Annotated in this window: 15 protein-coding genes; 11 read left to right on the top strand and 4 right to left on the bottom strand. The window is 61.7% G+C overall.

Annotated features, from left to right (window positions below; genetic code table 11):
* Positions 1-17: 17 nt before the first annotated feature.
* Both I6J26_RS09295 and I6J26_RS09300 read left to right on the top strand, forming a co-directional pair.
* A complete protein-coding gene (locus I6J26_RS09295) occupies positions 18-746 on the top strand; it encodes a sirohydrochlorin chelatase (RefSeq protein WP_115021358.1) in 729 nt (242 codons plus the stop codon).
* The gene (locus tag I6J26_RS09300) at positions 739-1,746 is read left to right on the top strand and encodes a sulfite exporter TauE/SafE family protein (RefSeq protein ID WP_115021359.1); all 1,008 of its coding nucleotides are present in this window, start codon (positions 739-741) and stop codon (positions 1,744-1,746) included. The genes I6J26_RS09295 and I6J26_RS09300 overlap by 8 nt, the downstream gene beginning before the upstream one ends.
* Here the strand turns inward: I6J26_RS09300 and cobA are convergent.
* Positions 1,743-2,471, bottom strand: a complete 729-nt coding sequence (gene cobA / locus I6J26_RS09305; RefSeq protein WP_115021360.1) for a uroporphyrinogen-III C-methyltransferase — start codon at positions 2,469-2,471, stop codon at positions 1,743-1,745. The genes I6J26_RS09300 and cobA overlap by 4 nt on opposite strands.
* 29 nt (positions 2,472-2,500) lie before the next feature.
* Between cobA and I6J26_RS09310 the strand changes: the two genes are divergently transcribed.
* Positions 2,501-3,454: an exopolyphosphatase gene (locus I6J26_RS09310; protein WP_239121756.1), complete on the top strand. Its 954-nt coding sequence runs from the start codon at positions 2,501-2,503 to the stop codon at positions 3,452-3,454.
* 9 nt (positions 3,455-3,463) lie between these two features.
* Positions 3,464-4,693: a mannose-6-phosphate isomerase, class I gene (gene manA / locus I6J26_RS09315; protein WP_115021362.1), complete on the top strand. Its 1,230-nt coding sequence runs from the start codon at positions 3,464-3,466 to the stop codon at positions 4,691-4,693.
* Positions 4,694-4,740: 47 nt separating this feature from the next.
* On the opposite strand, the gene I6J26_RS09320 is transcribed toward manA, so the two are convergent.
* Positions 4,741-5,859, bottom strand: coding sequence for a DNA-directed RNA polymerase II (locus I6J26_RS09320; protein WP_115021363.1), 1,119 nt, complete (start codon positions 5,857-5,859; stop codon positions 4,741-4,743).
* Between the two features lie 333 nt (positions 5,860-6,192).
* On the opposite strand from I6J26_RS09320, the gene I6J26_RS09325 reads away from it, so the two are divergent.
* The 5 genes from I6J26_RS09325 (at position 6,193) to lpqB (ending at position 11,516) form a co-directional block, all read left to right on the top strand.
* Positions 6,193-6,546: a DUF4259 domain-containing protein gene (locus tag I6J26_RS09325; protein WP_115021364.1), complete on the top strand. Its 354-nt coding sequence runs from the start codon at positions 6,193-6,195 to the stop codon at positions 6,544-6,546.
* Between the two features lie 80 nt (positions 6,547-6,626).
* Positions 6,627-7,247, top strand: a complete 621-nt coding sequence (locus tag I6J26_RS09330; protein WP_115021365.1) for a dTMP kinase — start codon at positions 6,627-6,629, stop codon at positions 7,245-7,247.
* Between the two features lies 1 nt (position 7,248).
* Positions 7,249-7,935 (top strand): MtrAB system response regulator MtrA, encoded by a 687-nt coding sequence (gene mtrA, locus I6J26_RS09335; RefSeq protein WP_115021366.1) that lies wholly within the window; start codon positions 7,249-7,251, stop codon positions 7,933-7,935.
* Positions 7,936-7,959: 24 nt separating this feature from the next.
* Entirely contained in the window at positions 7,960-9,810 is a 1,851-nt protein-coding gene (gene mtrB / locus I6J26_RS09340; protein WP_239121757.1) for an MtrAB system histidine kinase MtrB, read from the top strand.
* A complete protein-coding gene (gene lpqB / locus I6J26_RS09345) occupies positions 9,807-11,516 on the top strand; it encodes an MtrAB system accessory lipoprotein LpqB (RefSeq protein WP_115021367.1) in 1,710 nt (569 codons plus the stop codon). The genes mtrB and lpqB overlap by 4 nt, the downstream gene beginning before the upstream one ends.
* A 33-nt stretch (positions 11,517-11,549) precedes the next feature.
* Here the strand turns inward: lpqB and I6J26_RS09350 are convergent, their stop codons facing one another.
* Positions 11,550-12,536, bottom strand: a complete 987-nt coding sequence (locus I6J26_RS09350; protein ID WP_115021368.1) for an IS481 family transposase — start codon at positions 12,534-12,536, stop codon at positions 11,550-11,552.
* Between the two features lie 87 nt (positions 12,537-12,623).
* Positions 12,624-13,139, bottom strand: a complete 516-nt coding sequence (locus tag I6J26_RS09355; protein WP_034986635.1) for a VOC family protein — start codon at positions 13,137-13,139, stop codon at positions 12,624-12,626.
* 50 nt (positions 13,140-13,189) lie between these two features.
* Here I6J26_RS09355 and I6J26_RS09360 point away from each other — a divergent pair, with 50 nt between their 5' ends.
* Positions 13,190-13,975, top strand: coding sequence for a helix-turn-helix domain-containing protein (locus I6J26_RS09360; RefSeq protein WP_115021369.1), 786 nt, complete (start codon positions 13,190-13,192; stop codon positions 13,973-13,975).
* A 56-nt stretch (positions 13,976-14,031) separates the two neighbouring features.
* Complete coding sequence (locus I6J26_RS09365) at positions 14,032-14,712, top strand: ComF family protein (RefSeq protein WP_115021370.1); 681 nt, start codon at positions 14,032-14,034, stop codon at positions 14,710-14,712.
* The last annotated feature ends 168 nt before the right edge of the window (positions 14,713-14,880 follow it).

Genomic DNA, 14,880 nt, shown 5'->3' on the forward strand with positions numbered 1-14,880 from the left:
AACTGAGGAGAGCCATCATGACCGCACTCATTACGTTGTCACACGGCTCGCGCCACCCGGCAGCCGCACCTCACGTGGAGGCCCTGACCCGTGCCGCAGGTTTACTCGCCGGCGTTGCGGCTATGGCCGCGCACCTCGAATTCAACGAACCGACCTTAGAGTCAGCAACACAAGAGTTGGCTCAACGCGGAGTGCGCGATGCAGTTGTCGTCCCACTGCTCTTTACCGAGGGCTATCACCAGCGCGTGGATGTGCCCGCCGCGATTGTCAGCGCTTCTGCATCGTCTGGTCTGGTCCTGCGTCGAGCTCGCGGCCTTGGCACTGGAGAGGACATGGCTCAGCTTCTCGCCGCGCAGGTTCCTGCCGGTAGCGATAAAGTAGTGGTTTATTCCGTTGGTTCTTCCGATGAGCAGGCTAATGACGCTGTCGCGAATCTTGCCCGTCGCGTGGGTGAGCTCACCGGATGCGACGCGGAAGTTGCCTATGCCACGCGAGACGCGCGAGACGCGCGAGCCGCTCACGCGTCTCGCAGTGAGAATCGGAATCGCGAAGCTGGGCGCATCGCGTCCAGTTCTCATAGCGAAGTGGTTGTGCCGCTATTCGTCAGCCCTGGCCTGTTGCTCGACCGCCTTGCTTCCCATTCCGACAATCCATCTAACCCACAGCACCGAAAGGTGCTTCCACCGCTGGGAGAGTCCCTAGCGGACATCGTGTCCCGACGTTTCCAGGAGGTGGCTCATGCGTAGCCTCATTCTCATCGCCCTTGCGGGTGCCGCTGCACAGCTCGTTGATGGCGGTATCGGCATGGGTTTTGGCGTCACCTCTACGACAATCTTGCTCCTTGCTGGCCTTGGGCCAGCAACGGCGTCGGCCGTGGTCCACACCGCGGAATTGGGAACCACCCTCGTCTCCGGTATCAGCCACTGGCGTTTCGGCAACGTGCACTGGCCAACGGTGCTCAAGTTGGGTGTCCCGGGTGCCATCGCAGCGTTCTTGGGGGCGACGGTGTTGTCCAACCTGTCTCTGGAATCCGCAGTACCGGTTACCTCCACCATCCTCCTTATTTTGGGTATTAACCTGGTGTGGCGTTTTTCTCGCCGTAGCCCGAAGAAGGCTTCAACCGCGCGGCCGCATTCCACCCCGTTTCTTACCGGACTAGGTATTGTCGGCGGCTTCGTTGATGCCTCCGGTGGCGGCGGTTGGGGGCCGCTCTCTACGTCGACGCTTATGGCAGTCGGCCGTGAACAGCCGCGTCGCATCGTCGGCACGGTGACCACCGCGGAATTCTTCGTGACATTCGGTGCGACCGCCGGCTTCATTCTGGGCCTGTGGCACGAAATCTTGGCCAATGCTGCGGCTGTGGTGGCGCTTCTTATCGGTGGCATGATCACTGCACCTATCGCGGCGTGGCTGATTTCCCGCATTAACCCTACGTTGCTGGGCGGCTTCGTCGGTACGGCTATCGTCACCCTCAACGTGCCCAAAGCCTTGGGCTGGGCGCTGCCGCACGGCGTTATCGTGGGCCTGCAAATCGCCGCACTGGTGCTAGGCGTCACCCTGACCGTCTGGGCCAATCGCCGCCGCAAGCGCCACGAGCGCGAAGAGAACTACGAGGGCCACCACTCGAGCCCAACGCGTGGAGGCAGCCGCGTCGTGAGCTCCTCGGAGCCGACTGGCCCCGCCGAGAGCTCTGCGGACACGGCAGAAACAGCCCGCGTTGGGGCGTCGGCTGCGGGTTCGGATTAGAGTCCGGCGACCTCGCCGATCACGATGACTGCCGGCGGTGCCACGGACTGCGCCTCCATCGTGGCGCCGAGCTCGGCCAGCTCACACCTGAAAGAACGTTCCTCAGCTAGTGAGCCTTCTTGGATGATGTGGACCGGGGTGTGGGGGCTTAGGGAGGCGTCGATAAGCGCCGCGGCAATCGCTGCGGCGTTTTTGACACCCATAATGACCGAGAGCGTCGCCCCAGAGCGGGCAAGAGCAGCCCAATCGACAAGAGACTTCGGATGGCCCGGTGGGAGATGGCCGGAGACCACCGTGAAAGCATGCACCATGCCGCGATGCGTGACGGGAGTGCCCGCCAGCGCCGGCACCGCCACAGCGGAGGTTACCCCGGGGATAACCTCCACGGGAACGCCAGCCTCCGTAAGCGCGGTCAGCTCCTCGAAACCGCGGCCAAAGACATAAGGATCGCCGCCCTTAAGACGGACCACCCGGCGGCCCGCCTGGGCATGTTCGATGAGGATCTCGTTGATTCGCTCCTGTGCAACTTGTGTGCGGTAGGGGATCTTGGAGACGTCGATAAGCTCCTTGGCGTCAACATCGCACAGCTTGTCCAACTGTGCGGTGGGGCCGAGGTGATCGGCCACAATGACGTCCGCAGCCTGCAGAGCCTGCATACCGCGCACCGTGATGAGGTCCCACGCGCCTGGGCCACCACCGACGAGGACTACCGGATGAATGCTCATGATCGCTCATCCTAGCTATGCTCGAGCCCATGACTTCCTATGACCCCGAAACCGTGCGCTTTTTCGACGTCGCCCACGAAGGCGCTCAAGCCCGCGTCGTAGCCTCCGCCGTGCCAGACCTTGCCCGGGTAGTGAGCGGCATGCGTCCGCGCTCCCTCGTTATCCTCGCTGCGGACCAGGTGTCCCGGGCCGCTGCGCATGTGGCCGTGGGGCTTGCGGAGCCAGCGGACGTTCCCATTGTGGTCAGCGAATCACTACCGCGTTTCATCGGTGCTCTCGACGTGGTCGTCGTGGCAGGGGAAAGCCCGTGGGCAGAACGCGCGTTGCACGACGCCGCACGACGCGGCGCCACCACCATTTGCCTCAACGAAGTTGAGGACGCCCCTGACGACACCGTGGTGATAGACCAGCTGCCCACGGCAGAGGGCGTCTCCCCAGTTCGGGCTATCGTGGCGCTTCATGCGGTACAGGCGGTGCTGAGCGAGGACCCGGAGCTGGTCGCGCGCCGTCTGGAAGACGTGGCGGAAGCCGTGGATCGGGAAATCGAAGCACTGTCCCCGCAGCGAGATTCCACCACGAACCCAGGCCGTGCCCTGCGCGAGTTTGCGGAGGGTGGCCGCGTGGTTCACAGCAGTGGTCCGGACCCCTATGCCTTCTCTGAGGAGCGAACGCGCGTGCATCTAGGTGCGCTCGTTGCCCGCATGGCAGGCGCTATCTGGGCAACGCATGGGCTGGGTGGCTCGGTCGTGGATGCGGAAGGCCTCGGGCCGATTCTGGAGGACGCGCCGACTGATATCTTCCACGACCCCTTTGAAGATGGGGAGCCTTTGGTACCCTTGAAATTAATTTTATGGGGACAGGAAGAGGCGAACCTGCCCCATTCATTCGCTGCGGCGAGCGCCGACCCCTCCAGTGGGGATCTGGCCGGCGCGCTGCAGTTGATTACGCGGAGTTACGCCGCGACCGCCTATGACGTGAAATAGAGGATATCGATGAAGCTGCTCGAGAGCGCTGCCCGCAACTATTCCTGGGGTTCGCGCACACTGATTCCTGCCCTCCTGGGAGAACCTGAAACGCAGAGCCCCGTAGCGGAGCTGTGGTTTGGTGCGCACCCAGCTGACCCATCCACCGTGGACGGTGAACGTCTCGATGACATCATCGCGGCGGACCCAGCGAACCAGGTTGGCACACGCGTGGCCGGTGAGTACGGCGAAAACCTGCCCTTCCTGCTGAAGATTCTTGCCGCGGCTGAGCCGCTATCTTTGCAGGCGCACCCGTCGAAGGCGCAGGCGGAGGAAGGCTTTGCGCGTGAAAACGCGGCAGGTATTGAGCTGACAGCCCCCAACCGCAACTACAAGGACGATAATCACAAACCTGAGCTCATCGTGGCGCTGACAGAGTTCTATGCCATGGCAGGCTTCCGTCCTCTGGAGCAGACCCGCCGCCTCTTCACCGCGCTGGAGTGCCCCGAGCTTGACCACTACGTCAGCATGCTCGCGGATGACCCGGAGGCAGAAAGCGATAACCTGCGCGCGCTGTTCACCACGTGGATTACCATCCCGGGCGCTAAGCGCAAGGAGCTTATCGCTGCCGTCGTGGCTGCTGGTGAGCGCCTCCGCGACCAAGGCGCAGGCGAGGAGTGGATGGGCATGGTTATGGATACCGTGGCCTCACTCAACGAGCAGTACCCCGGCGATATCGGCGTGCTCGGCGCGCTGCTGCTAAACCACATCGTGCTGCAGCCGGGCGAAGCGGTGTACCTCAACGCTGGCGAGCTACATGCATATGTCTCGGGCCTTGGCGTAGAGATCATGGCCAATTCCGACAACGTTCTGCGTGGCGGCCTGACACCCAAGTTTGTGGACGTTCCGGAGCTGGTCAAGGTTCTGACCTATTCCGCCGCACAGGACCCGCGCGTGCCGCAAGTAGATCAATCAGAACAAAACCACGTCCACGGTGCTCAGGCATGGTCTTATCCGGTGCCGATTGAGGAGTTCGCGCTGGACCGCGTGGAATTGTCCGGTGACGACTCAGTGGACGTTGATTTTGACGGTCCCGTCATCGTGCTGTGCACCTCCGGCGCCGTTGATGTCAACAACGAGCACGGTGAAAGTGTGGCGCTCAGCGCCGGCCACGCCGCTTGGCTTCCTGCCTGCGACCCAGTTGCCACTGTGCGTGCTGCGGAGAACGGCGCTGCGCAGGTGTTCATCGCCCGCGTATAAACACGGCGATTAAGCGCGGAGATTACTTAAAAGCTGCTGCGGCGGCGTTAAGCGCGGCCTGACAGCCCTGACAGTTCTTCCGGGGAGGAGGGCAGTTCCGGTGCCGCTGGAGCCTCGGCCTTCACGGGAGCTTTGTCCGCACCTGAGTCCGTTCGCGCACCTTCCGGGTCTGTGGACGCAATCCTGACGGATGGTTCCTCGTTCGCCGGCTGTTCCGCAGTGAGGGCGTCTGCTGCGGGGTCCTTCGCGGCAGACTCAGTCGGTTCTGGCTGCTCAGCAGCAGGCTCCTCGGCTGCCGGGGCACCGTCGGTAGGCGCAGCGGGTGTGGGGGCCTCATTCGTGCGGGAAGCGTCCTGCTCACGCTGGCGATCCAGCTCAGCGAGCTTATCAGCAATCTCCTGCTGCTGTTGTGCCTCTGGGCCCCTTTCCTGCTCGGCGGTCGGTTCCTTGAACCTCACATCGGTGCGCGGCTCTTCTTGAGGCTTTGGGGCCTCCTGAGCGAGGCCCGCTGGCTGCGTGTCCTGAGAGTTTGCCGGGGCATTCGGGGCGTGGGTGTGCTCCGGTGCAGTGGACACCTGGGGCTCAGCTCTGTCAGATTCAGTGTTGTTATCCTGTTGGGCATCCTGCGGAGACGCAGTGCGTGGCGCGGGCTGATCGGTGGGCTCAGTGCCCGGGGTGCCGGTGGTGGTGGAACCCGGGGCCGGTGTGCCAGGCGAAGAAGTAGTAGTAGCAGGAACAGAAGACTCCGGTGAGGTGTTATCCGGTGAGGTGTTAGGTGCCTGTGGATTATTCGGATCCTGGGGTTGCACGGTGCCCTGTGGTTGCTGATTCTGCAGTGACGAGACGTTATCAGGGCGATAGACAGCCGTGGGTTGAGCTGGTTCCGTGCGGTCCAAGACAGCGTTTGGTGCCAAGTAAGGATCTTCCGCGGGGGCTGCAATCGTTTCCTGCGACGTCTTCGGCTGCGAGGTAGAGGACGTGGTGGTGTAGGAGTGCTCAGAAGAGGAAGTCTGCGGCGCCGAAGAACCGGATTCAGCCGTGGCTGCCGAAGGTTCGGGGACAACGGAATTTGGGGCACTTGTCCGCCACACCACCATGCCGATGGCTACGGCGAGGAGGAGACCGGCCGCAATAAATGCGAGCACTCGGCGTGGGGTGCTGGTCATCCTGAGTCTCCTTTCCGCGCACAAGGTCACAAGTCGATAACAACGATAGCATGAAACCTGGTGTACCCACGGTTTCACCTTATAATCCCTGCTCGTACACAGGCTTCTGACAGAAATATGTAGGTGGACTTGTGTCCGCCCCGTGCAGAGTAGCTGCATAGTAATGCTTTACCGTGGCCCTCGACACGGAGCGACAGAGACCTGCGTGGCACTGTCTAAAGAATGGTAAAAAGTGGGTAAGAGACCTCACCTAGCGTCGCGGTGCCGTCGTGGCGCCTTCGACTCCGCAGTTTCAGATTTCAGCATCAGACATTAGGTAATAAGGAGAAACCAATGAGCTCATGGGATGAAGATATCTTCACTGACGAGGCTAACGTCGAGTTTCTTGACGAGCTGTCAGATCTCGAAGACGAAGAGATTGTGGCTGCAGTCGATGACGCCTGCGCGCTGGCGGTATCCGGTGAAGACCAGACTGAAGAAGAACAGCGCAACGCGCTGGCTGCCGCCACCATCGCTGCCATCTGGGCAGGCGCTCCCTTCAGCGCTGGTGAAGTAGTGGAGGATTACCCCTTCATCCGTGACCTCGCAGGCTCTGGGAGTGAAAACCTCCACGAGCATGCTTTGGAACTGCTTGAAGGGGTCGAGGAAGATTACGATCTCGAAGCCTTCATTGAGGCGCTGTCCTAGGCATCCGTTGTTAAGGTCCGCATACGTCTGTGCGGACTCTACGTTCTTAAGAGTTTTCACTCAAAGGGTTTTCACTCAGCATGCTGATTAGTATTGAGGGTATTGACGGCGCCGGAAAAAACACCGTCACTCAACGCCTGCGGAAGGAACTTGACTGCGACGTCTCAGTCTTGAGTTTCCCGCGTTATGAGGAGTCCATTCACGCGCAGCTAGCGCAGCAGGCGCTGTACGGAAAGATGGGTGATCTCATAGATTCCGCCTACGGCATGGCCACGTTGTTTGCGCTTGACCGCTGTGGTGCCAAAGAGCAGTTGCTCGCTGCCGCCGAAGACACGGGTTCTCTACTCATCCTTGACCGCTACGTGGCCTCCAACGCTGCGTACACGGCTGCCCGACTGAGCGAAGAATCCGTCGTAGACTGGATTTATGAGCTGGAGTTTGAGCGCTTTGGCTTGCCGGTTCCGCAGCTGCAGATTTTCCTCGATACCGACGTTGCCGTCGCTGGGCAGCGTGCCGTGTCCCGCGCTGCTGACGACGAATGCCGCAGCCGAGACCGTTACGAGCGCGATGCTGGGCTGCAGGCCCGCACAGCGGCAGCCTACCGGCGCCTCGCGCAGCAGGCGTGGGCAGGACGGTGGATCGCCACCGCGGATGCCGATATGATTATTCAATCTGTCAAGGACCTCGTAGGAGAACAGTAAAGTGGCACCGAAAATCTTGGTCGTGGATGATGACCCGGCAATTGCCGAAATGCTCACCATCGTGCTCGAAGCCGAAGGATTGGAACCTATCGCCGTTAATGACGGCAACGAGGCCATCCCGGCTTTCCACCACCATGACCCAGACCTGATTTTGCTGGACCTCATGCTGCCGGGCATGAATGGCGTGGATATCTGCCGTGCCATCCGTACCGAGTCGTCCGTGCCGATTGTCATGCTCACCGCGAAGACGGACACCGTTGACGTCGTACTGGGCTTGGAATCGGGCGCAGATGATTACATCACCAAGCCCTTCAAGCCGAAGGAGCTCATTGCCCGTATCCGCGCGCGTTTGCGCCGTTCGGATTCCTCCTCTGGCGAGATGATTGAGGTAGGGGACTTGCTTATCGACGTCCCCGAACACACCGTCACCCGCAAGAGCGGCGAGGAAATTTCCTTGACCCCGTTGGAGTTTGATCTCCTGCTGGAGATGGCTCGTAAACCTGGCCAGGTCCACACCCGTGAAGCTTTGCTGGAGTCCGTGTGGGGCTACCGCCATGCCTCCGATACTCGCCTTGTCAACGTGCACGTGCAGCGCCTACGCGCGAAGATCGAGCACGACCCAGAGGACCCGCGCATTGTGCTCACCGTGCGTGGCGTGGGCTATAAGACCGGCAAAGTCGGCGAGTAAAGGACAGCCGTTATTTTTGATGGGATGAGGCGAGTCAGGGATGGCGTCGTCGAGCGCTGGCGTACATCTCTGCAGACACGCGTCATCGGCATGATGCTCGTGGCCTCCGCAGTGGTCATGCTGATTTTGGCGTACGCGCTTGTGTCGGTGTTGACGCAGCAGCTGGTGAGCCAAAAGGAAGAGACTGCTCTGCAGGAGCTCGAACGTGCGCGCGTGGCCGTGGAACAGCAGATTGATGCTACGGGTACCGCAAACTCGACGCAGGTGCGCATCAACTCAGCGCGCGCAGCCTTGGGGCAGATGTCGGCGCAACAAAACGATGCCCAAGCGGTCTACGAACCTGTTGTTGTGGTGGACAATCCTGACGGCACCGCTACAACCTCGCCGGAGGGCTACCGCGTCCCAGAAGGAATGCGCGAGCTCGTAGGCCAAGGGCAAATTGTGCAGCAGTACGCCACCGTGGACCAACAATCAGGCGCGACCTATAACGCGCTGATGGTCGGCACGCCCATCGAGTGTGACATCCCGAATACGCAGGTCTACCTCGTGTTGTCGATGGAGTCAGAGGAATCCACGATGGCACTGATGCGCGGGTTGCTCTCTGCCGCCGGCGTGGTCGTCGTGGTGTTGCTCGTGGGTATTGCGTGGCTGGCTACTCAGCAGGTTATTACCCCGATTCGTTCTGCCTCTCGCATTGCGCAGCGCCTTGCCGCCGGTCACCTGCGTGAGCGCATGGTGGTCAACTCCGATGATGAGATGGGCCGCCTTGCGTCCTCCTTCAACGACATGGCAGACAAACTCTCCAAGCAGATTGCGCAGCTGGAGGAATACGGAGATTTGCAGCGTCAGTTCACCTCGGATGTGTCCCATGAGCTGCGCACGCCGTTGACCACAGTGCGTATGGCCGCCGATGTCATTGCTGCTGATGCCGATGATTTTAACCCCTACACCAAACGTTCGGCGGAGTTGCTCATCAAGGAGCTGGATCGTTTTGAAGAGCTCTTGGCAGACCTGCTGGAGATTTCGCGTCACGATGCCGGCGTAGCTGATCTGTCCACCGCGTCCATTGACATCCGTTCCTGCATTGATTCGGCGTTGAGCCAAGTGGAGCACTTAGCAGATGAGCTCGGTGTTGAGGTCCGTGTCAACGCACCAGCGGAGCCGGTGGCAGTGGAGTGCGATTCGCGCCGTGTTGAGCGAGTTTTGCGCAACCTCTTTGCCAATGCCATCGACCACTCTGAGGGCAATCCCGTCACGGTGGATGTCGCCACGACTGACGACGCCGTCGGAATCGCCGTTACCGACTCCGGCGTCGGCCTCAAGGAAGGCCAGGAGGAGCTTGTCTTTAACCGTTTCTGGCGCGCGGACTCGTCACGCAAGCGCCATTCGGGCGGTACCGGCCTCGGCCTAGCTATTGCGCGTGAGGACGCTATGTTGCACGGCGGCACTCTCGACGCCATCGGCTACTTTGGGGTGGGCTCGCGCTTCCGCCTCATTCTTCCGCGCACCCCAGGCCAATCCATAGAGTCCGAACCTATTGCCTTGGAAGTACCGGGAGCACCGCGTCCGACGGCCGTGGAAGCTGAAGAACAGACTGCGCTGCCCTATGGCTTGAGCGCTAGTGGCATAGCCACTGACAGCTTGTCTGGGGCAGAAAGGGCCGGCCGTGGCGAGCACACAGTCGGCGAGAACACTGTCACTGTAGGCGCAGATTTCTCGCCTCACGACGAGCCCGACGAGAGCACTAAGGCCACGGGTGACGACGCTGGAATTGTCTGGCCCTCGGAACGCCAGTCTCGCTCTAAAATCATGGAGGGCGAGACGCCGTTTAATCAGGAGAACGTGCCCGATTTCGATGAGGAGGCCCAGCGATGATCCCCGCCCGTCGTACCTTGGCGGTACTCAGCTGTGTGTCGCTGACTGCACTCGTGGGATGTTCGACGCTGCCCAACAATACCGATCCCCAGGTTATTGGTACATTCGTCCCGCACGAGCGGGCAGAGGATGCCATTGTGGAGCCACGCACTGATAGCGACCCAGACCTGCTCATCCGTGACTTCTACTCCGCCGCTGCTATCCCGGCAGGCAACTATGCCGCTGCTCGTACCTTTTTGGCCTCTGATATTGCGAATACCTGGGACCCCACCAATACCGTTTTGGTGGTCGATTCCATTGATCTTGTGACCTCCAAGATGGAAGACGGCGCTCTGGAGTATTCGGTTCGCGGCAACATTATTGGTCGCCTCGCGGACGGCGGCGCCTATGTGCCCGATAACTCGCGCATTGAGGCGACCGTCCGACTGCGTCAATTCGATGGTCAGTGGCGCATCACGGATCTTCCCACCGGTGCTGTCATTGAGCGCACGGAACTGCGCAATCGCTACCGACCACAGTCCTTGTATTTCTACGACGTCACCCAACGCATGCTCGTGGCTGACCGGCGGTGGCTCTACACCGGCAGGGATTCCATCGCTGCCGAATTGGTGACGTTGCTTCTACAGGGCCCATCCTCCGATATTGCCCCCGCTATATCCTCCCTGGTGCCGAAGGACGCCACGTTCCTCGGCCTCAATGAGGGGGTCTATGAATTCAGCGGCATGTCAGGGATGTCGCAAGAGGAACGCCTGAAGTTCGCGGCCCAGTTGGTGTGGACACTCAATAACGCGGAGGTGGCCAGCACTGTGCGGGCCACGATCGATGGCAGCCCCATGGTGGATGGCATGGAAGAGATGACCATCGATGACTTTGCGGAGTTTAACCCTGAGGTGGCGGCGCAATCGGTGGCAAAGCTCTACGCGGTCAACGATGGCTCCTTGCTCGATGTCGGCTCGGACGGCCCCGTTGAGCTTTCCGGGCCGGCGGGACAGATCCACGACATCCAATCTGCGGATATCTCCGACGAAGGTGTCGTGGCTGCTGTGCGCAAGCGCTCTAAGGATGAGTCGCAACTTTCGATGGGCGAGATTGGCCAAGAACTCGGTGATTCCGTCACCGGGTCAACGCTCGCTCGCCCCACCTTCGAGGTAGGCGGTCAAGTGGCCTGGACCGTCGTCGACGGCGAGCACGTTGTTCGCGTGACGCGTTCGCCAGCCACGGGTGAACTCAGTACTTCGGAAGTCGATACCTCTGCCTTGGACGCTATCGATGGCGAGATTTCCGTTATCCGCCTGTCCATTACGGGCGCGCGCATCGCCATGATCATTGATGGCAGCATTTACACCGGTGTCGTCGCCCGAGCCACCTCTGGTGAGCGGCGCATCGTTAACGTCCACCAAGTGGGTCCTGAGCTCACCGGTTCGGCACTGTCTGCGGAGTGGCAGTCTGATGGTTCGCTACTGGTCGGAACCTCTTCCTCCAACTCGCCAGTATGGCGTGTGGAGCAAGATGGTTCCGCAGCTACGACGCTGCCGACCGGTAACATCACCGCCCCTGTGGTTGCGGTGGCGGCGTCGCCATCGACTCTGTATGTCACCGATGCCCACGCCCTCCTCCAGTTGCCGGCAGGTGGCTCGGAGAGCTCCTACTGGCGCGAGGTTGATGGTCTGCGCGGCGTGCGTTCTTCTCCCATCATTCCGCGCTAAAGTCCAGCCCTCTGCGCGCCGCCGTGGCCGCGGCTAGATGTACTGTTCGGGGACGTTGATCAATCGTGAGAAGGGCGGCTGGTTGCCGCAGGCCGTGTGCGGGCGGTGCTGATTGTAGTAGTGCAGCCAACCGTCGAGCTCGCCGCGTCGTTCGGCCTCGGAGGTGTAGCAGCGGGCGTAGGCCCAGCCGTCGGCCAGGGTGCGGTGGAAGCGCTCGATCTTGCCGTTGGTCTGGGGCCGATACGGCCTGGTTCGCTTGTGCTTGATGTCGAGCTCGGCGCAGGTGTCTCGCCACAGGTGTGACCGGTAGGCACCGCCGTTGTCGGACAGAACCCGCTCGACCGTGACCCCACGAGCGTTGAACCACTCGACAGCCCTCACCAGGACCGCAGTGGCGGTGATCGCGGTTTCGTCGTCGTGGATCTCAGCGTAGGCGACACGGGAATGGTCATCGATCACCGTGTGAACATAGGCCTTTCCCATCAGGGGGTTGTGGTGCTTGTTCTTCGGCTTGTCTGGTGTGGCGGCCCGGTTCTTGTCGCCCTGCCGTCGTCCGACGTAACGCCAGCCTCCACCGTCGGGGATGTTTCCGAGCTTCTTCACGTCGACGTGGAGCATCGCGCCGGGGTGGTCGTGTTCGTAGCGGCGGATGGGTTCGCCGGTGGCACGGTCGACGTGGGTCAGTCGGTTGAGGTGGCAGGACGAGAGGATGCGGTGGACGGTGGAGGGGGCGATCCCGAGTCGTGGTGCGAGTTGCACTGGCCCTTCGCGGAGTCGCATGCGCAGGCTGATGCAGCGTTTGACGACCTTCGGGTGGGTCTTGTTCGGGCTGTGGTGTGGTCGTGAGGACCGGTCGTGCATGGACTCTCCGGCGCGGTAGCGGTCGGCCCAGCGCTTCGCGGTGGGCCAGGAGACCTGGAAGCGAGCGGCGACCTCGCTGATCGGCCATCCTTCCTCGACGACGAGTTGGGCTACCTTCAGGCGGTGGCGAGGGGTCAGTGCAGAATTTGGGTGGGACATGGACGTCCTCCAAGGTGTGATGGGCGGCCACCTCACACGGTGGCCGCCCATCACCGGCTCCTCGCCGTGGGCGACCGACGGGGAGGGTCAGTTGTTCTGGTTGCTCACTTCTGCGGCCCAGGCATCGACCCGACGAGCTGATTCCTCATCGCTGAGGTCCTCGACCCGCGTCATCACCGACCACCGGATCCCGAACGGATCGCGGATGCTCCCGTAGCGGTCGCCAGAGACGAAACTCGTCACAGCTTCGCGCAGTACAGCGCCGCGAGCGACTGCGGTCTCAACGACCCTGTCGACGTCCGCGACGTAGATGCCGAGGGAGAACTGCGTGTCTTCGGCCTCTGGATTCAGCGCCAGCAGGTGATAGTCCTTCATCGCCGGCCCCAGCTGGAGGCGACCACACCCGAAGTCGAGCTCGGCGTGGATGATCACCCCCTCCATCTCGGTGGAGTTCACAACGCGGGCGCCGAACACCTCGGCGTAGAACGCCAACGCTGCCTTCGGGTCCTCGAGTGCAACGAACGGAGTCAGGCTGGAGAAACCCTTTGGGCGGCCGTTGTCGGTGTACTTGCCATGGGCAGGGGTAACTGGTGAAGTCGTCATGACCCCCATGCTAGGGACTGCTGGCGCGGGTTGTCTTGTAGATTCGTGCCATGACCACACCATCTGACGTCAGTGGACGGGGCCCATTGTTCCCAGCGGAACTTCCCTTCGATTTCACCCGGATCCCACCCGGCCCCGCGGCCAAGGACTTGGTGGCCTGGTGGTGGGCCACCTCGTGGGACCTCCCCTCGGGGCACCACTCGTCGCAAGAACTCCTAGCCTTCCCCGCGAGCAACCTCGCCTTCGAAATGGACCAGGTGCGCTTCTGGGGACCCACCACGCGGCGCTCCACAAGAGTCCTGGTCGGGCAGGGATGGGTACTCGGTGCCTTGCTACGTCCGGCAGCAGTGCCCGCCTTCACTCAACAACCCGCAGCCTGCCGCGACGATTCTGTCCCTGTCTCCGCCCTTGAACTCCACGAAACGGTTCAGGCATCAAGCGGCAGCCTTGCCGCTGTCATCGATGAAGTCGAGCGGTGGCTTGCACACCACGTGGGCCCGCTGACCGACGAGGCTCACCAAGCCAACCGTTTGGCCGACCTGGCCATCACTGACTCCACCATCGCCACGGTGCAAGACCTCGCGGGCGCTTTGGGTATCTCGACTCGAACGGTCAACCGACTCACCACGAAGTATGTGGGTCTGTCGCCCTACACGATGATCCGCCGCCGACGCCTCCAAGAAGCGACCGAATGGATCCGTGACAACCCAGATGAAACGCTGGCCGATGTCGCAGTCCGCTACGGCTTCGTTGACCAGGCACACCTGAGTCGTGAAGCGCGCACTCTTCTTGGGATGACCCTCACGGACTACCGCATGCGCACGATCAGGCAGTGACGATACCCGTCTAGCCTCAATCAACGTGTCCGGTCAGTACAGCTAGAGTAGACAGCATGCCGAAACAGTGGGGGATAGGGGAGCTTGCGGCCTCACTCGTGGAGTTGATTCTGCCGCGCCCTTGCGCTGGTTGCGGTGATGAGACTGAGGCCGGTGGGGTGCTGTGCCCGCGCTGCCAGGAACATCTTCGCGAGGTGCCGCGCCGAGTTGAGCGCCCCATCCCACTGGGGTTTCCTGCGTGGGCCTTGGGCCCCTATTCCGATACCCGCCGCGGCGTGATCATCGCGATGAAAGAGCGCGGTAACCACGCGGTGCGTGGGCACATGGGTGCCGTGGTGGCGGCTGGTATTGAGTATTTGCGTGCGCGTGGCGATATTCCCGAGACAGCATTGCTCGTCCCGGCGCCGACTCGCGCGTCCTCGGCACGTTCCCGCGGTGGTGATCCGGTTACTGCGCTGTGTGAGTCGGCAGTGTCGCGGCTTCCCGGTTGGCGCACACTCCAAGCACTGGCTACGTCGGAATCGAGCGCGGATCAGTCGGAACTGACAGCAGGTGAGCGTGCGGATAATATGCGCGCGGCAGTGCTTCTTCGGCCCTGCGCGCAGCAGCTTACGGGACAATCGGTGGTGCTTGTCGACGATGTCGTGACCACCGGTGCTACCTTGCGCGCGAGCGCCGCGCGAATAAGGGCCGTCGGGGGTGACGTGGTTGGCGCGATTGTGCTGGCAGATGCCTAGCTAGGCGCACTGGCCGGAGCGTGAAGAGGGGGCCGGTCGATCCGTTGGTTATGACCAGTGGTAGCATGAGGGGTGTCACAGGGAAGCGGATGAGAAGCCCTCATCACAGGCCTTCTCAAGGTCCGCAGAATGTGCGTCATTCAGTCCCCACGAGTAAAGGGAGGCATT

The sequence above is a fragment of the Corynebacterium minutissimum genome, assembly GCF_016889765.1.
Taxonomy (GTDB): Bacteria; Actinomycetota; Actinomycetes; order Mycobacteriales; family Mycobacteriaceae; genus Corynebacterium; species Corynebacterium minutissimum_B.